Here is a 15889-nt window from a genome sequence, read left to right as displayed (position 1 = left end):
ACTTGGAGCGAGGCTGCGGGCGAGTCCGGGTCCTGCGCCCGTCGCATGCGCCGCCGATGCGTGGACAGGTGCCGATGTGTGGACGGACGCAGGTGCGGACGGGACCGGCCGCGTCGTCGTATGCCATGCCTTCACGGGCCTGTCCGTTCCTCGCCGGACCGGGGGCCCGGCATTCCGGCCGACGGTGCTTCCGCCCCGACCGGCGATGCCCTGCAGATCGTCCAGGGCTTCGGTGCCGGCCTGTTCCCCATCGCCACTGTCCTCCAGCGTCGAGTCGAGGCTGCACATGGTGCGGCGGCCGATGGCCTGGCCGGCGGCGAAGACGGTCGTGCGGAGCTTGCCGGAGGTCATCCCGGCGGCGCGGGCCCCGCTGGAGTATTCGGTGAGTTTGCCGGCCGTGTCGAGACGGTCCCGGTCGAGGAACCTGACCATCATGCTTCCCCGAATCTGGTGGTGAACAGCCGGTAGAGCAGCGAGTCGGCGGGGATGCGCCCGTCGAAGGGGATGAACGCGTCACCGGATTTCAGGATCCCCTCGCCGGCGCGTGAGCCGCCGAGCCGTTCCGTGAGCTCGGGCGACAGGTGCCACATGTCGGCGAGGCGTTCCGCGTCGGTGGGCGTCTGGTTCATGAGCAGCAGGAAGTCGGAGTTGGCGAGCATGAAGCGCGCGTCGCGGTTGTCGAGCAGCTCCTCGATGTTCTGGGTGATGCCGGTCATGGCGAGCCCCCATTTGCGGGCGCGTTTGAACATGTCGAGGAACTGTCCGGCCGCGTACTGGTTGGAGAACATGCGGTGGAACTCGTCCACGTACACCCAGGTGCGGCGGCCCGCCGCCCTGTTGCGTGCGACCCGGTTCCACATGTGGTCGAGGACGACCATCATGCCGAACGTCTTCAGTTCGCCTTCCAACGCGGCCACGTCGAACACGGTGAACCTGTTGGACACGTCCACGCCGGTCTGCCCGGCGAAGCCGGACAGGCTGCCTGACGTGTACGATTCGAGGCTCAGCGCGAGGTTGCGGGATTCCGGCTCCGTGCTGGCGACGAGCCTCTGGTGGAGGTCCCTGAGCGTGGGCTGCGGGAGTCCGGGATGGTTGCGGAACTCGCGGTACAGGCCGAGCGCGCACCGGTCGATGATGGAGCGTTCGATGGCGCTCAGCCCGTCGGCGCCGCCGACCAGCGCCCCGACCATGGAGACGACCATGTTGGCCTTGGTGCGGATCGGGTCGCCGTCGATGGTCTGGTCGAGGACGATGTCCATCGGGTTGATGCGGTCGGCCGAGCCGGCGCTGATGACCACGCGCGCCCCGTCAAGCGCCTCGCACAGGGGCGCGTACTCGTGCTCGGGGTCCACGACGAGCAGGTCGTCGCCGCCACGGGTGAGGCGCAGGGAGGTCATCTCCATCTTCGCGGCCTGTGATTTGCCGCTTCCGGTGGTGCCGAGGATGAAGCCGTTCGCGTTGAGCTTCGTGGTGCGGTCCACGACCAGCGCGTTGCCGGAGCGCGCGTTGGCCCCGTAGAACACGCCGCCCTCGTCCATGATCTCCTGCGTGGAGAAGGGGATCATGATGGCCGCACCCGATGTGGTGAGCGTGCGCCGCATGGGCAGGTCGTTGACCCCCAGCGGCAGTGTCGCGTTGAGCCCGTCCAGTTGCATGCAGGCGAGCGTCTCCGCGGAGCAGGAGATCTTCCTGCAGGCGGCGAGCACGTCCCTGGCCCGCTGGTCGAGCAGTTCGCGCGTGGGCGCGGCCACGGTGATGGTGACCAGCGCGTTGATGAGCCGTTCGTTGGATTGGCGCATCTCCTCCCTGAGGCCGTTCGCCTCGTCGAGGGCGTCGCGCAGGTCCGCGGGGATCTCGTCGGCCGGTATGTGCTGGCGCATGTTCCTCCGGCGTTCCTCGAGCCGTTGCATGTCCATTTCGGCGATCTTGCGGTTGACGAGTTCGGCGCCTTCGGCACGGTCGTAGGGGGCGAGGTGAAGGGATACGGTGACGTCGGATTTGAGGTCGCCCAGCTCGCCGATGAGCCTGTCGGACATGACCGGCGGGAAGTCGCGGATCCACAGCGTGCACTGGTGGGTGTCCCCGTCGGCGTTCGACAGGACCAGGGCGCGCGGGTCCGTGGCGTCGATGCACCATGGGGCGATGAAGTCCTTGGTCTGCGCCCTGCCGGATTCCACGAGCGTCTCGTCGTAGCGGAACGGTTCGCCGGGGCGCAGGATCAGGGCGAGCAGGCGGAGCCGTTCGGCGCGGCCGAGGCGTGTGGCCTTGCAGCCGCCGAGCGTGGCGAGCTGGTTGCGCGCGGCCATCATGAGCCGGTTCAGCGTGGTCAGGGCGCGTCCGGGCTCGGGTTCGCTGATGGTGAGCGTCAGGTACTTGTCGGTGACGGCGTTGCGTGAGCGTTCGCCTATCTTGCCCATGGCGATGCGGTTGCAGTCGGCGCGCAGCCGGTCCTGTGGGCCGCCGTCCATGGGCATGCCGATGCGTCCGATCACGTCGCCGGCGTCGAGCGTGCGCGTCATGCACGTGACCTGCAGGCGGGTGGAGCCGTCGAACGTGTTGATGAACCGCGCCCACTGGTCGATGATCTGCGCCTGCCGCTCCTGCGCCGCCATCTCGTAGTTGATGTCGGACAGGCCCATGGTGGCGCTCCACCGGTCGTCGCCCAGGTAGGCGATGCCCTTGTCGAGCATGGCCTCGTATCCGATGAGGTCCTTGGCGGTCCTCCATGCGCGCCGTCGCCGTTTGACGGTCCTCCGCGACGGCCGTCGGCCTGTGTCCTTCATCGTCGCCCCTTCCGTTCGCCGATCCCGTGGCGGCGTCGTTCCCGTCTCGCCGCGGGCCCGTCGAGCCAGTAGCGTCGCTGTCCGAAACGTTGGCGGAGCACGTATCCGAGCCATGTCTCCGGTTTGAGCCCCTTGGGGCGCAGCCACCCCCATGCGGCGACCGGCATGTCCGCGAGGAGCACGGCGTACTGGCCGAGCTCGGGCATGCCGAGGACCATGCGGAAGAGGAGCCACACCCCTGCGGACAGGACGGCCATGGCGGCGGCCGCGGCGAGCTGCCGCCAGCTCATGCCCCACATGACCTTCGCCTCGGTGGCGGTGATCTCCTTGTAGATCTTGATCTCCAATGTCATGGAGCCCTCTTCGCCGAACACGGCCCTGGATGTGGCCGAGGCGACCATGACGAGGCAGCAGAGCATGACGGCGCCCAGCATGAGCGTGCCGAAGTTGGCGATGATGTACTGCCATAGGCCGTCGCCGTCCGTGTAGCCGTCGAGCCTCAGCGCCTCGCCGATGAATGTGCGGTAGAGGACCACGCCGACGGTGAGCGTGATCGCCTGGAACGAGGTCTGCGCGTAGCGTCTGAGATATCCGACGCCCATCTGCCGGGTGTGCTCGCCGGCCATGAACACGATGGGCAGCGAGGCGAAGCAGGAGAGCATGTACAGCTGCATGAACCGCATGTAGACGACGGCGATCAGGATGACGCCTGCGATCTGGGAGACGATGAACGGGATGAGCACCAGCACCATGAGGCCGGACTGGCCGATCAGGCCCGCGTCCTCGATGGCGGGGCGCAGCTGGTCGCCCAGCAGTCCCGCCCCCTCGGCGGGCATGCCCGTCAGGGTGCCGGCCATGGCGTCGATGACGGACGAGGTGACGCCGTCGATGCCCGAGAGGATGAGCCCCGCGTTGCCGGCGAACAGGAGCACGAGCGCGCATTTGAGCAGCACGGCGCCGATGATTCTCACTCCCAGCTCACGGTCGCCGTCCACGCGCAGGCCCGCGCGTGCGAGTTCGAGCGTGAACACGATGCTCGCCACGGCGGCGGCGACCGGTTTGACGGCCGTGTCGTGCACGGCCGCCGCCATGGAGTGCATGGCGGCGTTGAACTCGGCGGGCCCCATGGCGAGCTTGTCGAGGATGGTCCCGTCGATGCCGCCGCCGATCGCGTTGAGCATGTTCACGCACGGTTCCACGAGATCGGCCATATCGGCATCACCCCACGAGATAGGTATTCGCTTTATGTTTGGGTATTTGTTTTACATTGCATATTCGTTTCATTATGGATGGTTCTTTGCTGTCGCGTATCTCCTTTCGTTCGGATGTTCGTTTTTGCCTGTTGTATTCAGAAGCTGAGGTTGGCGAACAGGGCCGCGGCGGCGATGATGACGGCGCCGCCGACCAGCTGCCAGATGCCGGATTGGGTCTGGGGCCCGGAATGGTCCTTGAGCCCTCCGGCCAGTGTGATCGCGCCCCATACCGCCCAGATGCCGCCGCCGAGGACGGCGGCCTTCTGCAGCAGGTCGAGGATGGTGTCGATGGTTTCCATGGGTTCCTCCGTGGGTCGATGCGTCGTTGCTGTCTCCGGGCGTGGCCGCGGCGAGGCGGGTGCGGCCATGCCCGGTGGCTCAGGGCCGTCCGTCGCCGTCGCGGCGGATCCGGAGCAGTCCGAGGCCGAGCAGGGCGAGGATCACGCCGACCGCGGCCAGCCCGGACACGTTGACGCCGGTACTGGGCAGGATGCGTTTCCTGTAGGCGTTCCAGTCGTCCGGGTCGCTTTCGACCGGGGTGTCGGTGCATACGGTCCCCTCCTCGACCGGCGGCGCAGGCTTGTCGTCGAACGGGTCGTCGTCCTTCGGCACGCATTCGACGACCGGGGACCCTTCAGCCGTGGCGCGGTCCGTATGCAGGTTGGTCACCCCGCTCAATGTGCCGGTGACGTCCACCGATTCGCCCGGCTGCAGTATCAGGTCGTTCCAGCCGTCCGGGTAGGCGAGGTCGCCGACCGTGCCGTCTCCGACAATGGTCTCGTCCGTGAGCTTCAGCGAGGTCAGCGGCACGTCGCCGGTGTTGGTGATGCGGAACACGATCTCAGTCCCGTCGCCTTCGATTTCCAGCGCCTCCTCGGTACTGTCGCGGTCGCCTGCCGGCAGTCCGCTCCTGCGGTCGAATTTCTCGAGGCTGATGGACGGGGAGGTCTTCGGCGTCGTGGTGGTCACCTCGTTGGAGGGGCGCCGTGTGCCGTTGATGGTCTCGGTGAAGGTGTTGGAGAATTCGCCGGCCTTGATCCTGCGGAACTGCACATAGGCGCGCCAGGCCTGCGCGTGAGCGCCGTCGGCGGAGACGAGGTCCAGGTAATGCCGTGTGGCCGTGATGGTGAAGTCCCCGTCGCGCATGTCGAGGGTGAACAGGTCGCCGCCCAATGCGGCCGCGTCGAAGCCGCTGCCGGCGATGCGCACGCCTTTCGCGGCCAGTATCCCGCCGTCGGCGCCGTGCAGGTCCTCGGCGGCATAGACGGCCCACTGGCCGGTGTATTCGTCGCCGGTCTCGTCGTAGTCGTCGTCGATGCGCCATTCCGTGACCTCGGGGTAGGCGCGGTTCGCAGGCAGGGTGGAGGAGTTCAACTGGTAGAGGAACGTCTGGTTCCTGTAGATGCTCATCCCGTCGGCGCTGTCTGAGCCGACCTCCACGCTCACGTCCTTGTATGGGTTGATCTCAGTGAGCGTGTTGACGACGGTGTTGGACACCGCCCTGCGGTGGTTCGTGACCTGTGTGGCCGTGTTCTCCACCTTCGTCCCCTCGCCGGTGTCGGTGACGGTCATCGGCAGCACCAGCTGGTAGTCGGAGCCGAGCAGGCTCTGGTCGATGCCCGGGTCCGCGTACGGCATGAGCTCGCGGTCGGCGTATGCCGCCAGGTCGGCCGGCTGCGGGTCTCCGTTGATGACGGTCCCGTCGGGAAGCGTGGTGTCCACGGTCTTGAAAAACGCGTAGACGACGCCGTCCCTGTCCTGAATGTTGAGCCTGTCGGTCACGTCCTTGCCGGTCGCGTCGAGCACATGGACGCCGGGCATGTCGAGGGTGAGCCGCCGTTCGTCGTAGTCGTCTACCACGCCGAGCCGGCGCACCGGGTACGCCTGTCCTGCGAGGCCCGTCGCGTCGATCGTGATCCGGTAGTAGAGGCGGTCGCCCAGCAGGGCGGTCTTGCCGTCGATGTCCACGGAGGAGTCGGCCTGCGTGTCCTGTTTGACGGGTTCGGGGTCCACCGGCCGGTTCGACACCTCGTTCGACTCGAGAATGGATTCGTTGAGCGTCAGCCAGCCCTTGTTGCCGATGACGGTGTCCACGGCCGCGTCGTCGGCGACCTTCGCGTCGAAGGTGAGGGTGAAATCGTGGGTGCGCCAGGTCGTCCAGTTCCCGTCAAGCCATTCGCGGTGGAACCGTACCGTGAACCGGTGGCCGGCGTCGTCCCATTCGACGTCGTACGCCGACCGGGGGATGGTCGTGGAGCCGGATTGCCCTCCTGCGGTGATGGTCAGGCTGGTCCTGTCGGGGGTGGTGCGGGGGTCGTACGTGTCGAGGAATTCGAGCTGTTCGATCGGGTCGTCGCGCATCCATTCGACGCGCATGCCGAGCCGGTAGGTGACGGTCTGGCCGGGCAGCACGTCCCGTCCGTCGATGCTGGACAGGTCGCCTCCCTCGGTCTTGCTGGCGAGCACGTCCTTGTCGAATCCGGGCCTGAGGATGCAAATGAGCGGCTCGTTCGATTCCAGACGCTCCTGTATGTGGAAGCTCGCGTCGGCCTTGTTGCGCAGCTCCCATTGGCCGTCCGAGCAGGTGTTGCCGTCGGAGGCGCCGTCCTGCTCCAGGTCCGCCTGGGGGTCGAAGTTCACGGTGAAGGGCACGAGCATGGAGATCTGCATGGGTTCGCTCCGCTGTCTGAGGCCTTGGACGTATTCGGGTTTCGCGGTCGCCTTGGTGACCGTCCCGTCGACGGTGATGTCGAACATGGCGGTCACGTCCCGGCCGTCCACGTTGATGCCGTTGAGGGACGGCGCATTGTACCCATAGGTCTCCAAGTCGTAGATGCGCACCGTGGAGACGTCCTGCGGGTCGAGGTAGCGGTCCACCTTCGTCCAGTCGTCGGTGATCTGAAGCCAGTCCTCGCCGTTCCGGCTCAATGGCGGCAACGCCATGCTGATGGCCGCGGCTACCTCCTCCCCGTTGAGGAACGCGTTGTTGTCCGCGCCCATGCTGTTCGTGTGGTCCGGGTCCGTGATCATCTGCCAGACGCCGTCCGCGGCCTTGCGGACCCATACCTTGTTCGGCTCGTAGAATCCGCCGGCGGTCGGGATCGCCTGATGCCGTCCGGATGGCGCCGCCGTCATGCCGTCGGCCCGCGGCGCCGTGGCCGTCAGCGCGAGCAGGAGGATGGACAGGATCACCGCAATGACCGTCATCGTCTTCCGTGCCTGTGTGTTCATGTGGGTTTCCTCTCCACCATCGAAGCCATCCAATGGGTCCCGGCGTGCCCGCCGACGCCTGTCGGCGGCGTGACGGGCACGGGGTTCCGTTGATGTCAGGTGCGGGACTGGTTTGCCGGGGCCGCCGTTGGCCCCACCGCACAGGTTCCACTATCGTCCGGATCGCCCGCGCAAATGGTCACACCCTGTTTCCCGCAGGGAACCGCCGTCATATGGGCCTGTTGCGGCGGCCTAGTATGGGAGCTGCGTCAGGAAGCGAGGAGGCTCGATGATGGGGTATGACGGCGAGTTGGGATTGTGCCGTTTCATGCGTGACGGGGAGCCGGATATCGGCGAGTACATCCGGCTCAAGGACAGCACCGGCATGTGCAGGCTGACCGAGATGGATGGCGGCGGCGAGATGGTGCTGGTGCACTATCCGGACGGGACGATGCCCGACGGCATCTCCGATGTCGAGCTGGTGCACGCCTCGGGCGCCATCGACGAATCGGACGTGGACAAGGATATGGATCTGGAAGCGCTTCGGGACGGGCGCGCCCGCACCGGGTTCATCCTGGACGAGTACAGGATGGGCGTGCTCGATGGTCCGGAGGCCGGCGCGGCGTTGTTCGCGCGCCTGTTCCCGTCCTCGTGAATACGCGGGTGCGGCGCATGCGTCATCCGCGTGCGCCGCACCCGCAAGGGGAATGCGATTCTCTACGACGTCAGTCGAGTGCGTTCCGCTGTCGCTTGGAGATCAGGGCGAGGATGATGCCGCCTGCGGCGAGCAGGAGGGCGGCGACCACGAACATGGTGGTGCCGACGGAGCCGGTCAGGGGCAGTTGGGTGAGGTGTTCGACGTTGGCAACGATGAGCGTGGAGCCGTCCCCGGAGGGCTTGACGAGCGAGTCGCCCAATGATGCGACCCTGTCGAAGCGGATTCTGGCGGCGGAGCCGTGGTCGGCGTCGATCGTGACCTTGAACCGTACGTCGAGGTCGCGGTATCCGTCGGGCACGCCGGTCTCCTTCACCCAGTAGGTGCCGGCGGCAAGGCCGGTGAACGCGACCACGCCGTCATCGCCCGATGTGGCGGTCACGTCCATGTCGGGCTTGTCGGCGCGACGGTATTTGTCGGCGTCGGTGAAGCCTTCGCCGGCGTAGAGGGTGAAGGTCGCGCCCTTGAGCGGGGTCGTGCCGTCGGAGCCGGTTTTGGTGAACCGGAATCCGTGGGTGTAGACGCGGGTGTCGGGAGGCGTGATCCTGCCGGTCTGGTTCGTGGCCGGGTCGTTGGAATAGGTGAGCGTGACGCCGTTGGTGTTGCCTGCGCCGTCGATGACCGCGTCATCGGTGAGTGTGGCCGAATAGGAGATGCGCACCGCTCCCCCGGCCATGCCGTTGCGCCCCTGCGTGTATGTCCATGAGGACAGGTCGATGGTGATGACGGTGGCCACGGTCCCGTCCGCCGGACTGCTGGTCTCGGCCGTCCATGCGTCCGAGGGTACGGGCGTCCATGCCGTGCCGTCCGCGCTGGATTCGACGGTGAGGTCGTCGTTGAAGCGCTGGCCTTTGGACAGCGTGTCCTCCACCCGGAACATGTAGGGGTTGTCGGCGTCGTTCGCGTATTTCGACGTGTCGGGTATCTGCGTGGCGATCCGGTAGTCCACGGTGTCGCCGACCGACCTGTCGGCCGTCTGCGTCTGCCCGCCGTCCTCGATGATGCTCTTGTCGATGGCGAGCCGTTGGTTCTTGACCTCCACGGTGCCGTCCGCGTTGCCGATGGGCGGCGTCGCCCCGGTGATGGCCGTGCCGACGAGGATCGGCGATGATTTGGTGGTGCCTTCGGCCGCCGTGTTGGCGTCGATGAGCATGTAGAGCCCCGGCGTGAGCCCGTCGAAGACCACCTTGGATATGGTGCCGTCGTCCCCTGTGGTCGGCGTTCCCGTGGTGGGGGCCGTGCCGGCGATCAGGTCGGTGGCGGCCATGCGTTCGGCGAAGATCCTCCATGCCGGCGAATCCTTGGCGTCCCCCTGTCGGGCCAGCCATGTGATCGGGTCACCGTCCGTCGCCTCCCGGTAGTCGTCGGCGACGCCTGCGCCGTCGTCCTTGCCGGGCAGCGATGCGATGACCGCGTCCTTGGCGGCGGGTTCGACGGCCACCGTGACGGCGGTGCCGTCGATGGTGAATCCGGCGAGTCTGGCCACGCGGAAGTCGGGGCCGTTCAGGGAGTTCGAACCTCCTGCGGTCAGGGTGATCGTGTCGCCCAGGGCAGGCGTCGTCTGTTCGGCGCTGGCGGTCGCCGCCATGGTGGCGAGCAGCATGGATGCGGTGACCGCCGCCATGGCCATGCGCGCCATGCGGCGCAGGCTTGGGATTGATGTCATGATTGCTTGTTCCTATCGACTGATTTCCCCGTAGTGCGGCACCGGGTTGGTGCCGCACCCGTCCGGGATCGTGGTGCGGGTTGTTTGACCGGCGCCTCCGTTGGCGCCGACCGCATGGCGACCAGTATGCTGCCGCGATGCGGTCTTGGTGGTCACGCGTCGTTTTCCGCGCCGTCCTCCACCGTGGCGTCGGAATCGGCGCATGCGAGCCGTGCGACGATTCTGACGGGATAGGATCCGGCCTTGCCCCGTGCGAGGCGTGACTGTTCGTTGTGGCGGCGGTTGTATACCATCCGGTGGATCTCCGGATGGGCTTCGAGCCACCTGCTGAGCCGCTCGAACCCGTTGCGCATCTCGACGTCGGTGCGTTTGCGCTGCCGGGTGATGACCTGGTGGAGGACGGCCACATGCCTCGCGTACTGACGTTCCTTGTAGGTCATGCCGCCGATGACCCCGTGGGAGACGGGTACGAGCAGGCTCCGGGCGAGGCAGGACATGAGCACCGGGCATCGCATGCACAGGCGTTTGGCCGCATGCTTGAGGTTGTCGTCGCGGCCGACGTCGCCGTCGAGGCCTATCTGCATCCACAGCATGTCGTAGAGCTCGACGTCGGCCTGCGAGCACAGGCCGTCCGGCGGCAGCATCGAGGTGTGGATCCATTGCGCACCCGATGTTGTTCGTTCCCTGTCGCCCATGGTCACCACCGTCCCCGTGTCTGGCCCATGGGTGGCGCGGTGACGCCGGACGGCATGGGCTGCCGGTCGCCACGGCTGCCGCCGTGCAGCGGGCGGTTGCGGTCGTCATGCGAGCACAGCGGGCATTCCTCGACGTTGATGATGCCGTCGAGGTGGCGTTGGGCTTCGCCGGTGCGGTCCGCGCCGGCGGCGGGGAACGTCCGGTACCCGTAGACCGGACATCTGGCGACGGTCGATGACGACACCAGCACGGCCGGATGCTTCATCGCCGTGTCCGCCCCGATGGCCGCCGCAGTCCCCTGGGGCGCCGGTGTCGTCCGCCGTTTGGCCCTCTCGTGGCGTCGCGCCAAGCGCAGCTCCTCCCAGCGGCGTTCCAGCGACCGCACGTTGAGCATCTTCCCGCACCAGAACCCGTCCGACGCCACCCATGCGGCCATGTCGAGGGCGGGCTGCGCGCCGTGTGCGGCCATGAGCCTGATGGCGGCACGCCGGTCGGATCGCCGCGACCGGTCGGCGGCGATCCCCTCCCTGCGGAGGATGTCCGAGAAGGCGATGAGGAACGCCGTCGCCTCGGTTCCGGATGGCGTGCGGGGCCGTTCGCGCTTCGGGGAGCTGTCCCCTTCAGGGGACAGTGGGGAAGGTTCGCATGGCGGTTTGGATGGCGCTGCTGTCACCGCCCCGGCGTCAACGGTGTCACCGGCGCCGGCACCGGCATGCTCTCGGTATTCTTCGGCGAAGCGGCTTCGCGCATGGTCGTCGAGGCTGATCTCGTAGACGATGGGACGTTTGTGTGCGGGGATCCTGCTGACCCGGCTCAGGTTGCGCGACCGGCGTATGAACCCGTGCTCCTCCAGCCATCGCAGGTGGCGTTGCACGGTCCTGTCGGAGCATCTGACGTCCTTGGCCAGCGTGGGCACCGAGGGGAAGGCGTGGCGGCCGAAACGGTCGGCGTGGTCGGCGAGATGCGCGAGGATGGATTGCGCGATGTGGCTGGGGATGTGGCGGGTGACCGTCATCACGTAGCTGTAGGCGGCGACGCTCATCTGCGGCCTCTTCCCGCAGGGTGCAGGCTCATGGACAGGCGCACCGGGTCGGCGCATCCGCAGGCCGAGCCTGGCCGCACCGGGTGTGGATGATGGGCGGGTTTGCCGTCGCGCCATTCGCCGCGCGGCCGTCCGGGGATAGGATTGATGCGGATCTTCATTATGGGTTCTCGTTTCTCATGGTGGATCTCGCATGGCCGGGTCACGGTTCCCGATGCCACGCTGGCCGGAATCCATCGGCGTCGGACGAGACTTTCCAGGGACCGTCCGTTCCCGCTGGCATTCCGGCGTTCAACGCCTCCGCCCAGTCGATGGCATGCGCGGAGAAAAAGCACGCCTCCTTCCCCCGTCCGTCCTGTACCGGCGTCGCCGGCGTCGGCCGCTTCGTTGCGGCAGTCGATTCGCTGATGCGAACTGGGGAAAGGCGCGTCACACTTCGATGATGGGGGGTGTGCGCGTTCCGCGCCTTTCCGAGGAGCCCCCGTATTATTGGCAACCCTACCCCACATCGTCCGGCGGCTTCCGCATCGCATGGGGGGTTATCGGCATATGGGGGCATCACGTTCGTTTATTCCACGCCTTCGGAGGCGTGGAATCATACGCATGGCGGCCTCTCTGTGGCATTCGGATCGCGCCGCGACTACGCTGGCTGATGGTTGTCAACGAAGGCGATGATACGTATGGGTGCGATGAAGCACCGTCCCGAACCATGGGAGCCATGGGTCGATGCATGGGTGAGGTATATGGAATCCCGTCGCTGCGGTCGTTCCACCATCGAATACCGCAGGTCGAGGATCTATTCGTTCGCGAGATACGTCGGCAGGATTCCCGCCGACGTGACCGGACGGGATGTTGATTTCTGGCTGCACCGACGAGGGGCCGGGGCGAACACGCTGCGCACCGACCGCTGCGTCCTGTCGTCGTTCTTCTCATGGGCCGCCTCCGCTGGCCTGCGCTCCGACCCCGTGGCCGCCGCGCCGCGGTTCCCGCGCGCCGACGCCGTCAAGGACATCGCATCCGAGGCGGACATGGCGCGCGGCAGGGCCTATTGGGACGGGCGGAGCCGGATGATGGTGATGCTCGCGGGCGACGTCGGATTGAGACGCGGCGAGATCGCGGCGCTGCGCGGCAGCGACCTGCATGCGGACGGCCATGGCCGATACCTGCTGGACTGCGGCACCGGGGTGCGCAGACGCAGCGTTCCGGTCGGCACACCATTGGCCCATGCCATATCCTGCCGTGGCGTCGGATACACGTTCCCGGGCGAGAAGGGGCTGGCGCACGTGTGCGCCGACACCGTATGGCGGTCGGTCAGGCAGGCCGCCGGCCGTTCCCCCGACGCATTGCGCCGCCGGTTCGCCGTCAACGCGCTGCATGAGACCGGCGGCGATTTCACCGAGGTGTCGCGTCTCATGGGCATGGCGAGCGTCGAATCCCTGAAAGGCTTCATCGGGGATGCCCGCGGCCGCAGCTGAGCCGCCGGCACTATCACGCCTGAAGGTGGTTCCGCGGCCGTCCCGTCCGGCATGGCGTCGCCCCGGCGCCTATGCCATGGCCTGCGCATACACGCCGGAGGGCGGGATGATGTCCGGCACGCCCCACGGCGGGGAGATGGGTTCCGGCGTCACGGCGGCCGTTCCCTCCGGCTCGCCGGCCGGCTCCTCCTTGGCGGGTGCGGCCGGGGCCTTGCGCGTCTCGTAGAGCGCCGCGATCTCCCGGTCGGTCACATCGAACAGTCTCTTCAAATCGGCGCGGCCGACCCCCAGTTCCGTGGCGATCTCCTGGAGCATGGGCCTGAGCCGCCCGACCGACGCGAGATACCTGTCCATCTCGTCGTACAGGCCGGACAGGAGCCTTCGCCGGCGCTCCAGGCCCTTGCGCTCCTCCTCCGTGGCACGGGCCACCCATTGCGCCCTGGCCTTCGCGTTCCTGCTTGCCGTCATGATGATCCTCCTTGATCGCGGGGCGTAAAACCGTCCGTGACCACTTGCCGGCCACGTCCGGTGTTGGATGGTCACAACGCCCTTTAGTCAAGCGAGGTTAACGATGACGGACTCACTTGGTGGTCACCCCCTGTTTCCCGTACGGGAAACAGGGTCAGCAAGCATAGCAAGTGTGGCCACACTCGCCCCGTCGCCGGCACGGCCGGCGACGGCGGGACACCCGGAACCCAATAGGCGGACGCCATGGGCGAGAGCGTGAACCGGAGGCGCCCCGTGGTCCGCAAGGTCACGTTCACGCATGACGAATGGCGTCAGGCCGACGCCTTCTACCAGCGGGTGAGACGTGCGCGCGGCGGCGCATTGCCGTTCACCTCGCATGCGCGCGACCTGCTGATCAACGCGCATGCGGTGACCGTCACGGTCGCCCTGGACCCGGCCATGGTCCGTGCGGACATGGCGCGCATCGGCGGCAACATCAACCAGATCGCGCACCGGGCGAACATCGCCGGCCATGCATCCTCAGCCGAGCTCGCGCTCGTCCTGGAGGCGCAGGACGAGCTGCGCGCCCTGCTGGCGCGCATGTGCCGTGAGCGGGACGAGGCGTTGGAGGCTGCGGGATGGCGGTCGTCAAGATGAACCAGATCAAGACCACATTGGCCAAGTCGGTCCGCTACATCGCCGACCCGGACAAGACGCGCGGCGGCGCATTGGTGTCGTCGAACTATTCGGATGACGTCACGGACGCGGGCCTGCTGGCGGACCGCATGATGCGCACCCTCGACGACGCGGCGACCTCGCGTCGCGCGGACGGCGTGCTCGCCCATCATGTGATCCAATCGTTCAGCCCCGAGGACAGTGCGAGGATGACGCCCGAACGGCTGCACGAGCTGGGCGTCCGGTTCGCCGACGAGATCACCGGAGGCGAATACCAGTATGTGATCGCCACGCATGTGGACCGCGGCCACACGCACAACCACATCATCATCTGCGCGGCCAGCCAGCTGACGGGCCGCAGGATGCGCGTCCGGAAGGACATGCTCGCCCGGTGGCGGACGGTCAGCGACCGGATATGTCTGGAGGAGGGCCTCACGGTCCTGCCGGAACGGCCTCGGGGGCAACGGTACGGGGTCAGCCTGGCCGAACTGTATGCGTCGGCGAAGGGTGATGCGGTCAAGACTCGCATCCGCGCCGTCATCGACATGGCTGCCGCAGGCTCGCATGACTTCGACTCGTTCCGCCGTCTGCTGGGCGACCATGGCATGCGCGCAACCGTCCGCGGCCGTCATCTGACGTTCCATGACACGGCGAGCGGGATGAAGGTGCGTGACGTGCGTCTGGGGCGCGCCTACGACGAGCTGAACATCATGGCGCGCATCGGCCGTGGGACCGTCACGGCCATCAGCTTCAACCGCAGGCTGGTCGCGCGCCGCGACGGGGACATGCTGCTCGTGTGGATTCCGGGCACCGGACGACGGCAGACGATCGCCGTTCCGGCGACGCGCGTCGTACGTGACGGGGACACCTACCGCGCCTATCTGCCGAAGGCCGACCCGGTCACGGTCATGGACGGGCGTGGACGGTACGCATGCCGGATGGACACGGGCGAGCTGCACGCGCATTTCGCGCCGTTGCCCATCCGCTCCATGGGCTTCCCGCAATCGTCCGTCCCCGAATCGTTCGGACGTTCGCCCGCACACCGGCGTTGGCTGGAGATGCGGGAGCGTCAGTTCGCCCGACTGGACGAGCTGACGGACAGGCTCAATCTCGCGAGTCGTCTGGCACGTCGCGGGCTCACGGTCGCGCAGGCGCTGGCAGAGACTGATCGGCGGCTTCAGGACGCGCATGACGCGTTTCAGGCGGCGCTGGTCGCGCTCGACGAGACCGCCTCGCAGCATGACGGGACGGTGCCGGCCGGCCTGCTCGAGGAGCTGAAACGGCATGAGGCCCGTGTCGAGGCGCTGGCCCATGAACGTGACCTGCTCCGCTCCCTCGACGCGCAGGCATCTCCCATTCAGGCGCCTCCCGTGCAGCGGCGTACCGGCGGACGGCATCGCACGCCGGACCCGGTCTGACCACAGTGAAGGAGTATCGATGATCGACGAACGTCTCGATGATGCCGGCCGGCAGGCCGTCATGGGGTTGACCCTCGCGGGCGGCGGCCTCACGCTGCGCGTCGGCGCACGGACCGCAGCATGGTTCGCCCGCACGCCGTCGCATCTGCTCAATGCCATGCGCGGCGCGGTCAGGCATGGCCGCGACACCGGTCGCATGAGCGAGAGGCGTCTGCAGCGTCTCGCCAAGGGCGACATCCATGCGATCGAACTCGACCGGGATCAGGTGAGATCGGTGACGCGCAGCCTGAGACGGGCCGGCGTCCGATACGCGGTCGAATACGACGGCGACGTCGCATGGATCCATTTCGAGGGCCGGGATCTCGCCCATGTCACGCATGCCGTGCGCCGCGCCCTCGATGATATCGGATTCGAGCTGCACCTCGACGGACAGAACCGGACGACGACGCCGGGCGGCGACGAAGAGGAAGGCCGGCAGCCGGCGGAGGACGCGGGCCCATCCGCGCCCG

The 15889-nt window shown here is 67.3% G+C and carries 15 protein-coding genes; 6 read left to right on the top strand and 9 right to left on the bottom strand.

The features are described from left to right. The first annotated feature begins 78 nt into the window (after positions 1 to 78). Positions 79 to 468, top strand: a complete 390-nt coding sequence (locus tag BREU_RS12055) for a hypothetical protein (RefSeq protein WP_156100232.1) — start codon at positions 79 to 81, stop codon at positions 466 to 468. Here BREU_RS12055 and BREU_RS10860 read toward each other — a convergent pair. The 4 genes from BREU_RS10860 to BREU_RS10845 all read right to left on the bottom strand — a co-directional run bounded on the left by BREU_RS10860 (position 432) and on the right by BREU_RS10845 (position 7267). Further along, entirely contained in the window at positions 432 to 2783 is a 2352-nt protein-coding gene (locus BREU_RS10860) for a VirB4-like conjugal transfer ATPase, CD1110 family (protein WP_044090178.1), read from the bottom strand. The genes BREU_RS12055 and BREU_RS10860 overlap by 37 nt on opposite strands. Further along, positions 2780 to 3994, bottom strand: coding sequence for a PrgI family protein (locus BREU_RS12495; protein WP_052382135.1), 1215 nt, complete (start codon positions 3992 to 3994; stop codon positions 2780 to 2782). Before BREU_RS12495 ends, BREU_RS10860 begins: the two co-directional genes overlap by 4 nt. A 137-nt stretch (positions 3995 to 4131) precedes the next feature. Continuing rightward, positions 4132 to 4335 (bottom strand): hypothetical protein, encoded by a 204-nt coding sequence (locus BREU_RS10850; RefSeq protein ID WP_044090174.1) that lies wholly within the window; start codon positions 4333 to 4335, stop codon positions 4132 to 4134. Between the two features lie 79 nt (positions 4336 to 4414). Continuing rightward, on the bottom strand, positions 4415 to 7267 hold the full coding sequence (locus BREU_RS10845; protein ID WP_052382134.1) for an LPXTG cell wall anchor domain-containing protein: 2853 nt from the start codon (positions 7265 to 7267) through the stop codon (positions 4415 to 4417). Positions 7268 to 7535: 268 nt separating this feature from the next. On the opposite strand from BREU_RS10845, the gene BREU_RS10840 reads away from it, so the two are divergent. Further along, positions 7536 to 7901, top strand: a complete 366-nt coding sequence (locus BREU_RS10840; protein WP_238567084.1) for a hypothetical protein — start codon at positions 7536 to 7538, stop codon at positions 7899 to 7901. Between the two features lie 70 nt (positions 7902 to 7971). Here BREU_RS10840 and BREU_RS10835 read toward each other — a convergent pair whose 3' ends face one another. The 4 genes from BREU_RS10835 to BREU_RS12125 form a co-directional block, all read right to left on the bottom strand. Beyond that, a complete protein-coding gene (locus tag BREU_RS10835; protein WP_044090172.1) occupies positions 7972 to 9627 on the bottom strand; it encodes a SpaH/EbpB family LPXTG-anchored major pilin in 1656 nt (551 codons plus the stop codon). 152 nt (positions 9628 to 9779) lie between these two features. After that, positions 9780 to 10322: a WhiB family transcriptional regulator gene (locus BREU_RS11375; RefSeq protein ID WP_081886700.1), complete on the bottom strand. Its 543-nt coding sequence runs from the start codon at positions 10320 to 10322 to the stop codon at positions 9780 to 9782. Between the two features lie 2 nt (positions 10323 to 10324). Next, positions 10325 to 11365, bottom strand: coding sequence for a helix-turn-helix domain-containing protein (locus tag BREU_RS10825; protein WP_044090171.1), 1041 nt, complete (start codon positions 11363 to 11365; stop codon positions 10325 to 10327). Further along, a complete protein-coding gene (locus BREU_RS12125; protein WP_161788317.1) occupies positions 11362 to 11586 on the bottom strand; it encodes a hypothetical protein in 225 nt (74 codons plus the stop codon). The genes BREU_RS10825 and BREU_RS12125 overlap by 4 nt, the downstream gene beginning before the upstream one ends. 459 nt (positions 11587 to 12045) lie before the next feature. Between BREU_RS12125 and BREU_RS10820 the strand changes: the two genes are divergently transcribed. Next, the gene (locus tag BREU_RS10820) at positions 12046 to 12840 is read left to right on the top strand and encodes a tyrosine-type recombinase/integrase (protein WP_044090170.1); all 795 of its coding nucleotides are present in this window, start codon (positions 12046 to 12048) and stop codon (positions 12838 to 12840) included. A gap of 69 nt (positions 12841 to 12909) precedes the next feature. Here BREU_RS10820 and BREU_RS10815 read toward each other — a convergent pair whose 3' ends face one another. Then, positions 12910 to 13308, bottom strand: a complete 399-nt coding sequence (locus BREU_RS10815; protein ID WP_044090169.1) for a hypothetical protein — start codon at positions 13306 to 13308, stop codon at positions 12910 to 12912. Between the two features lie 243 nt (positions 13309 to 13551). On the opposite strand from BREU_RS10815, the gene mobC reads away from it, so the two are divergent. The 3 genes from mobC to BREU_RS10800 form a co-directional block, all read left to right on the top strand. Further along, the gene (mobC, locus tag BREU_RS10810; protein WP_044090167.1) at positions 13552 to 13944 is read left to right on the top strand and encodes a plasmid mobilization relaxosome protein MobC; all 393 of its coding nucleotides are present in this window, start codon (positions 13552 to 13554) and stop codon (positions 13942 to 13944) included. Then, complete coding sequence (locus tag BREU_RS10805; protein WP_052382132.1) at positions 13926 to 15380, top strand: relaxase/mobilization nuclease domain-containing protein; 1455 nt, start codon at positions 13926 to 13928, stop codon at positions 15378 to 15380. Before mobC ends, BREU_RS10805 begins: the two co-directional genes overlap by 19 nt. A gap of 19 nt (positions 15381 to 15399) precedes the next feature. After that, a partial coding sequence (locus BREU_RS10800; protein ID WP_044095997.1) for a DUF3801 domain-containing protein occupies positions 15400 to 15889 on the top strand: 490 nt, incomplete at its 3' end.

The organism is Bifidobacterium reuteri DSM 23975 (genome assembly GCF_000741695.1).
In the GTDB taxonomy this organism is placed as follows: Bacteria; Actinomycetota; Actinomycetes; order Actinomycetales; family Bifidobacteriaceae; genus Bifidobacterium; species Bifidobacterium reuteri.
The sequence above is the reverse complement of the archived record's forward strand: the minus strand, read 5'-3'. Positions and strand labels throughout refer to the sequence as shown.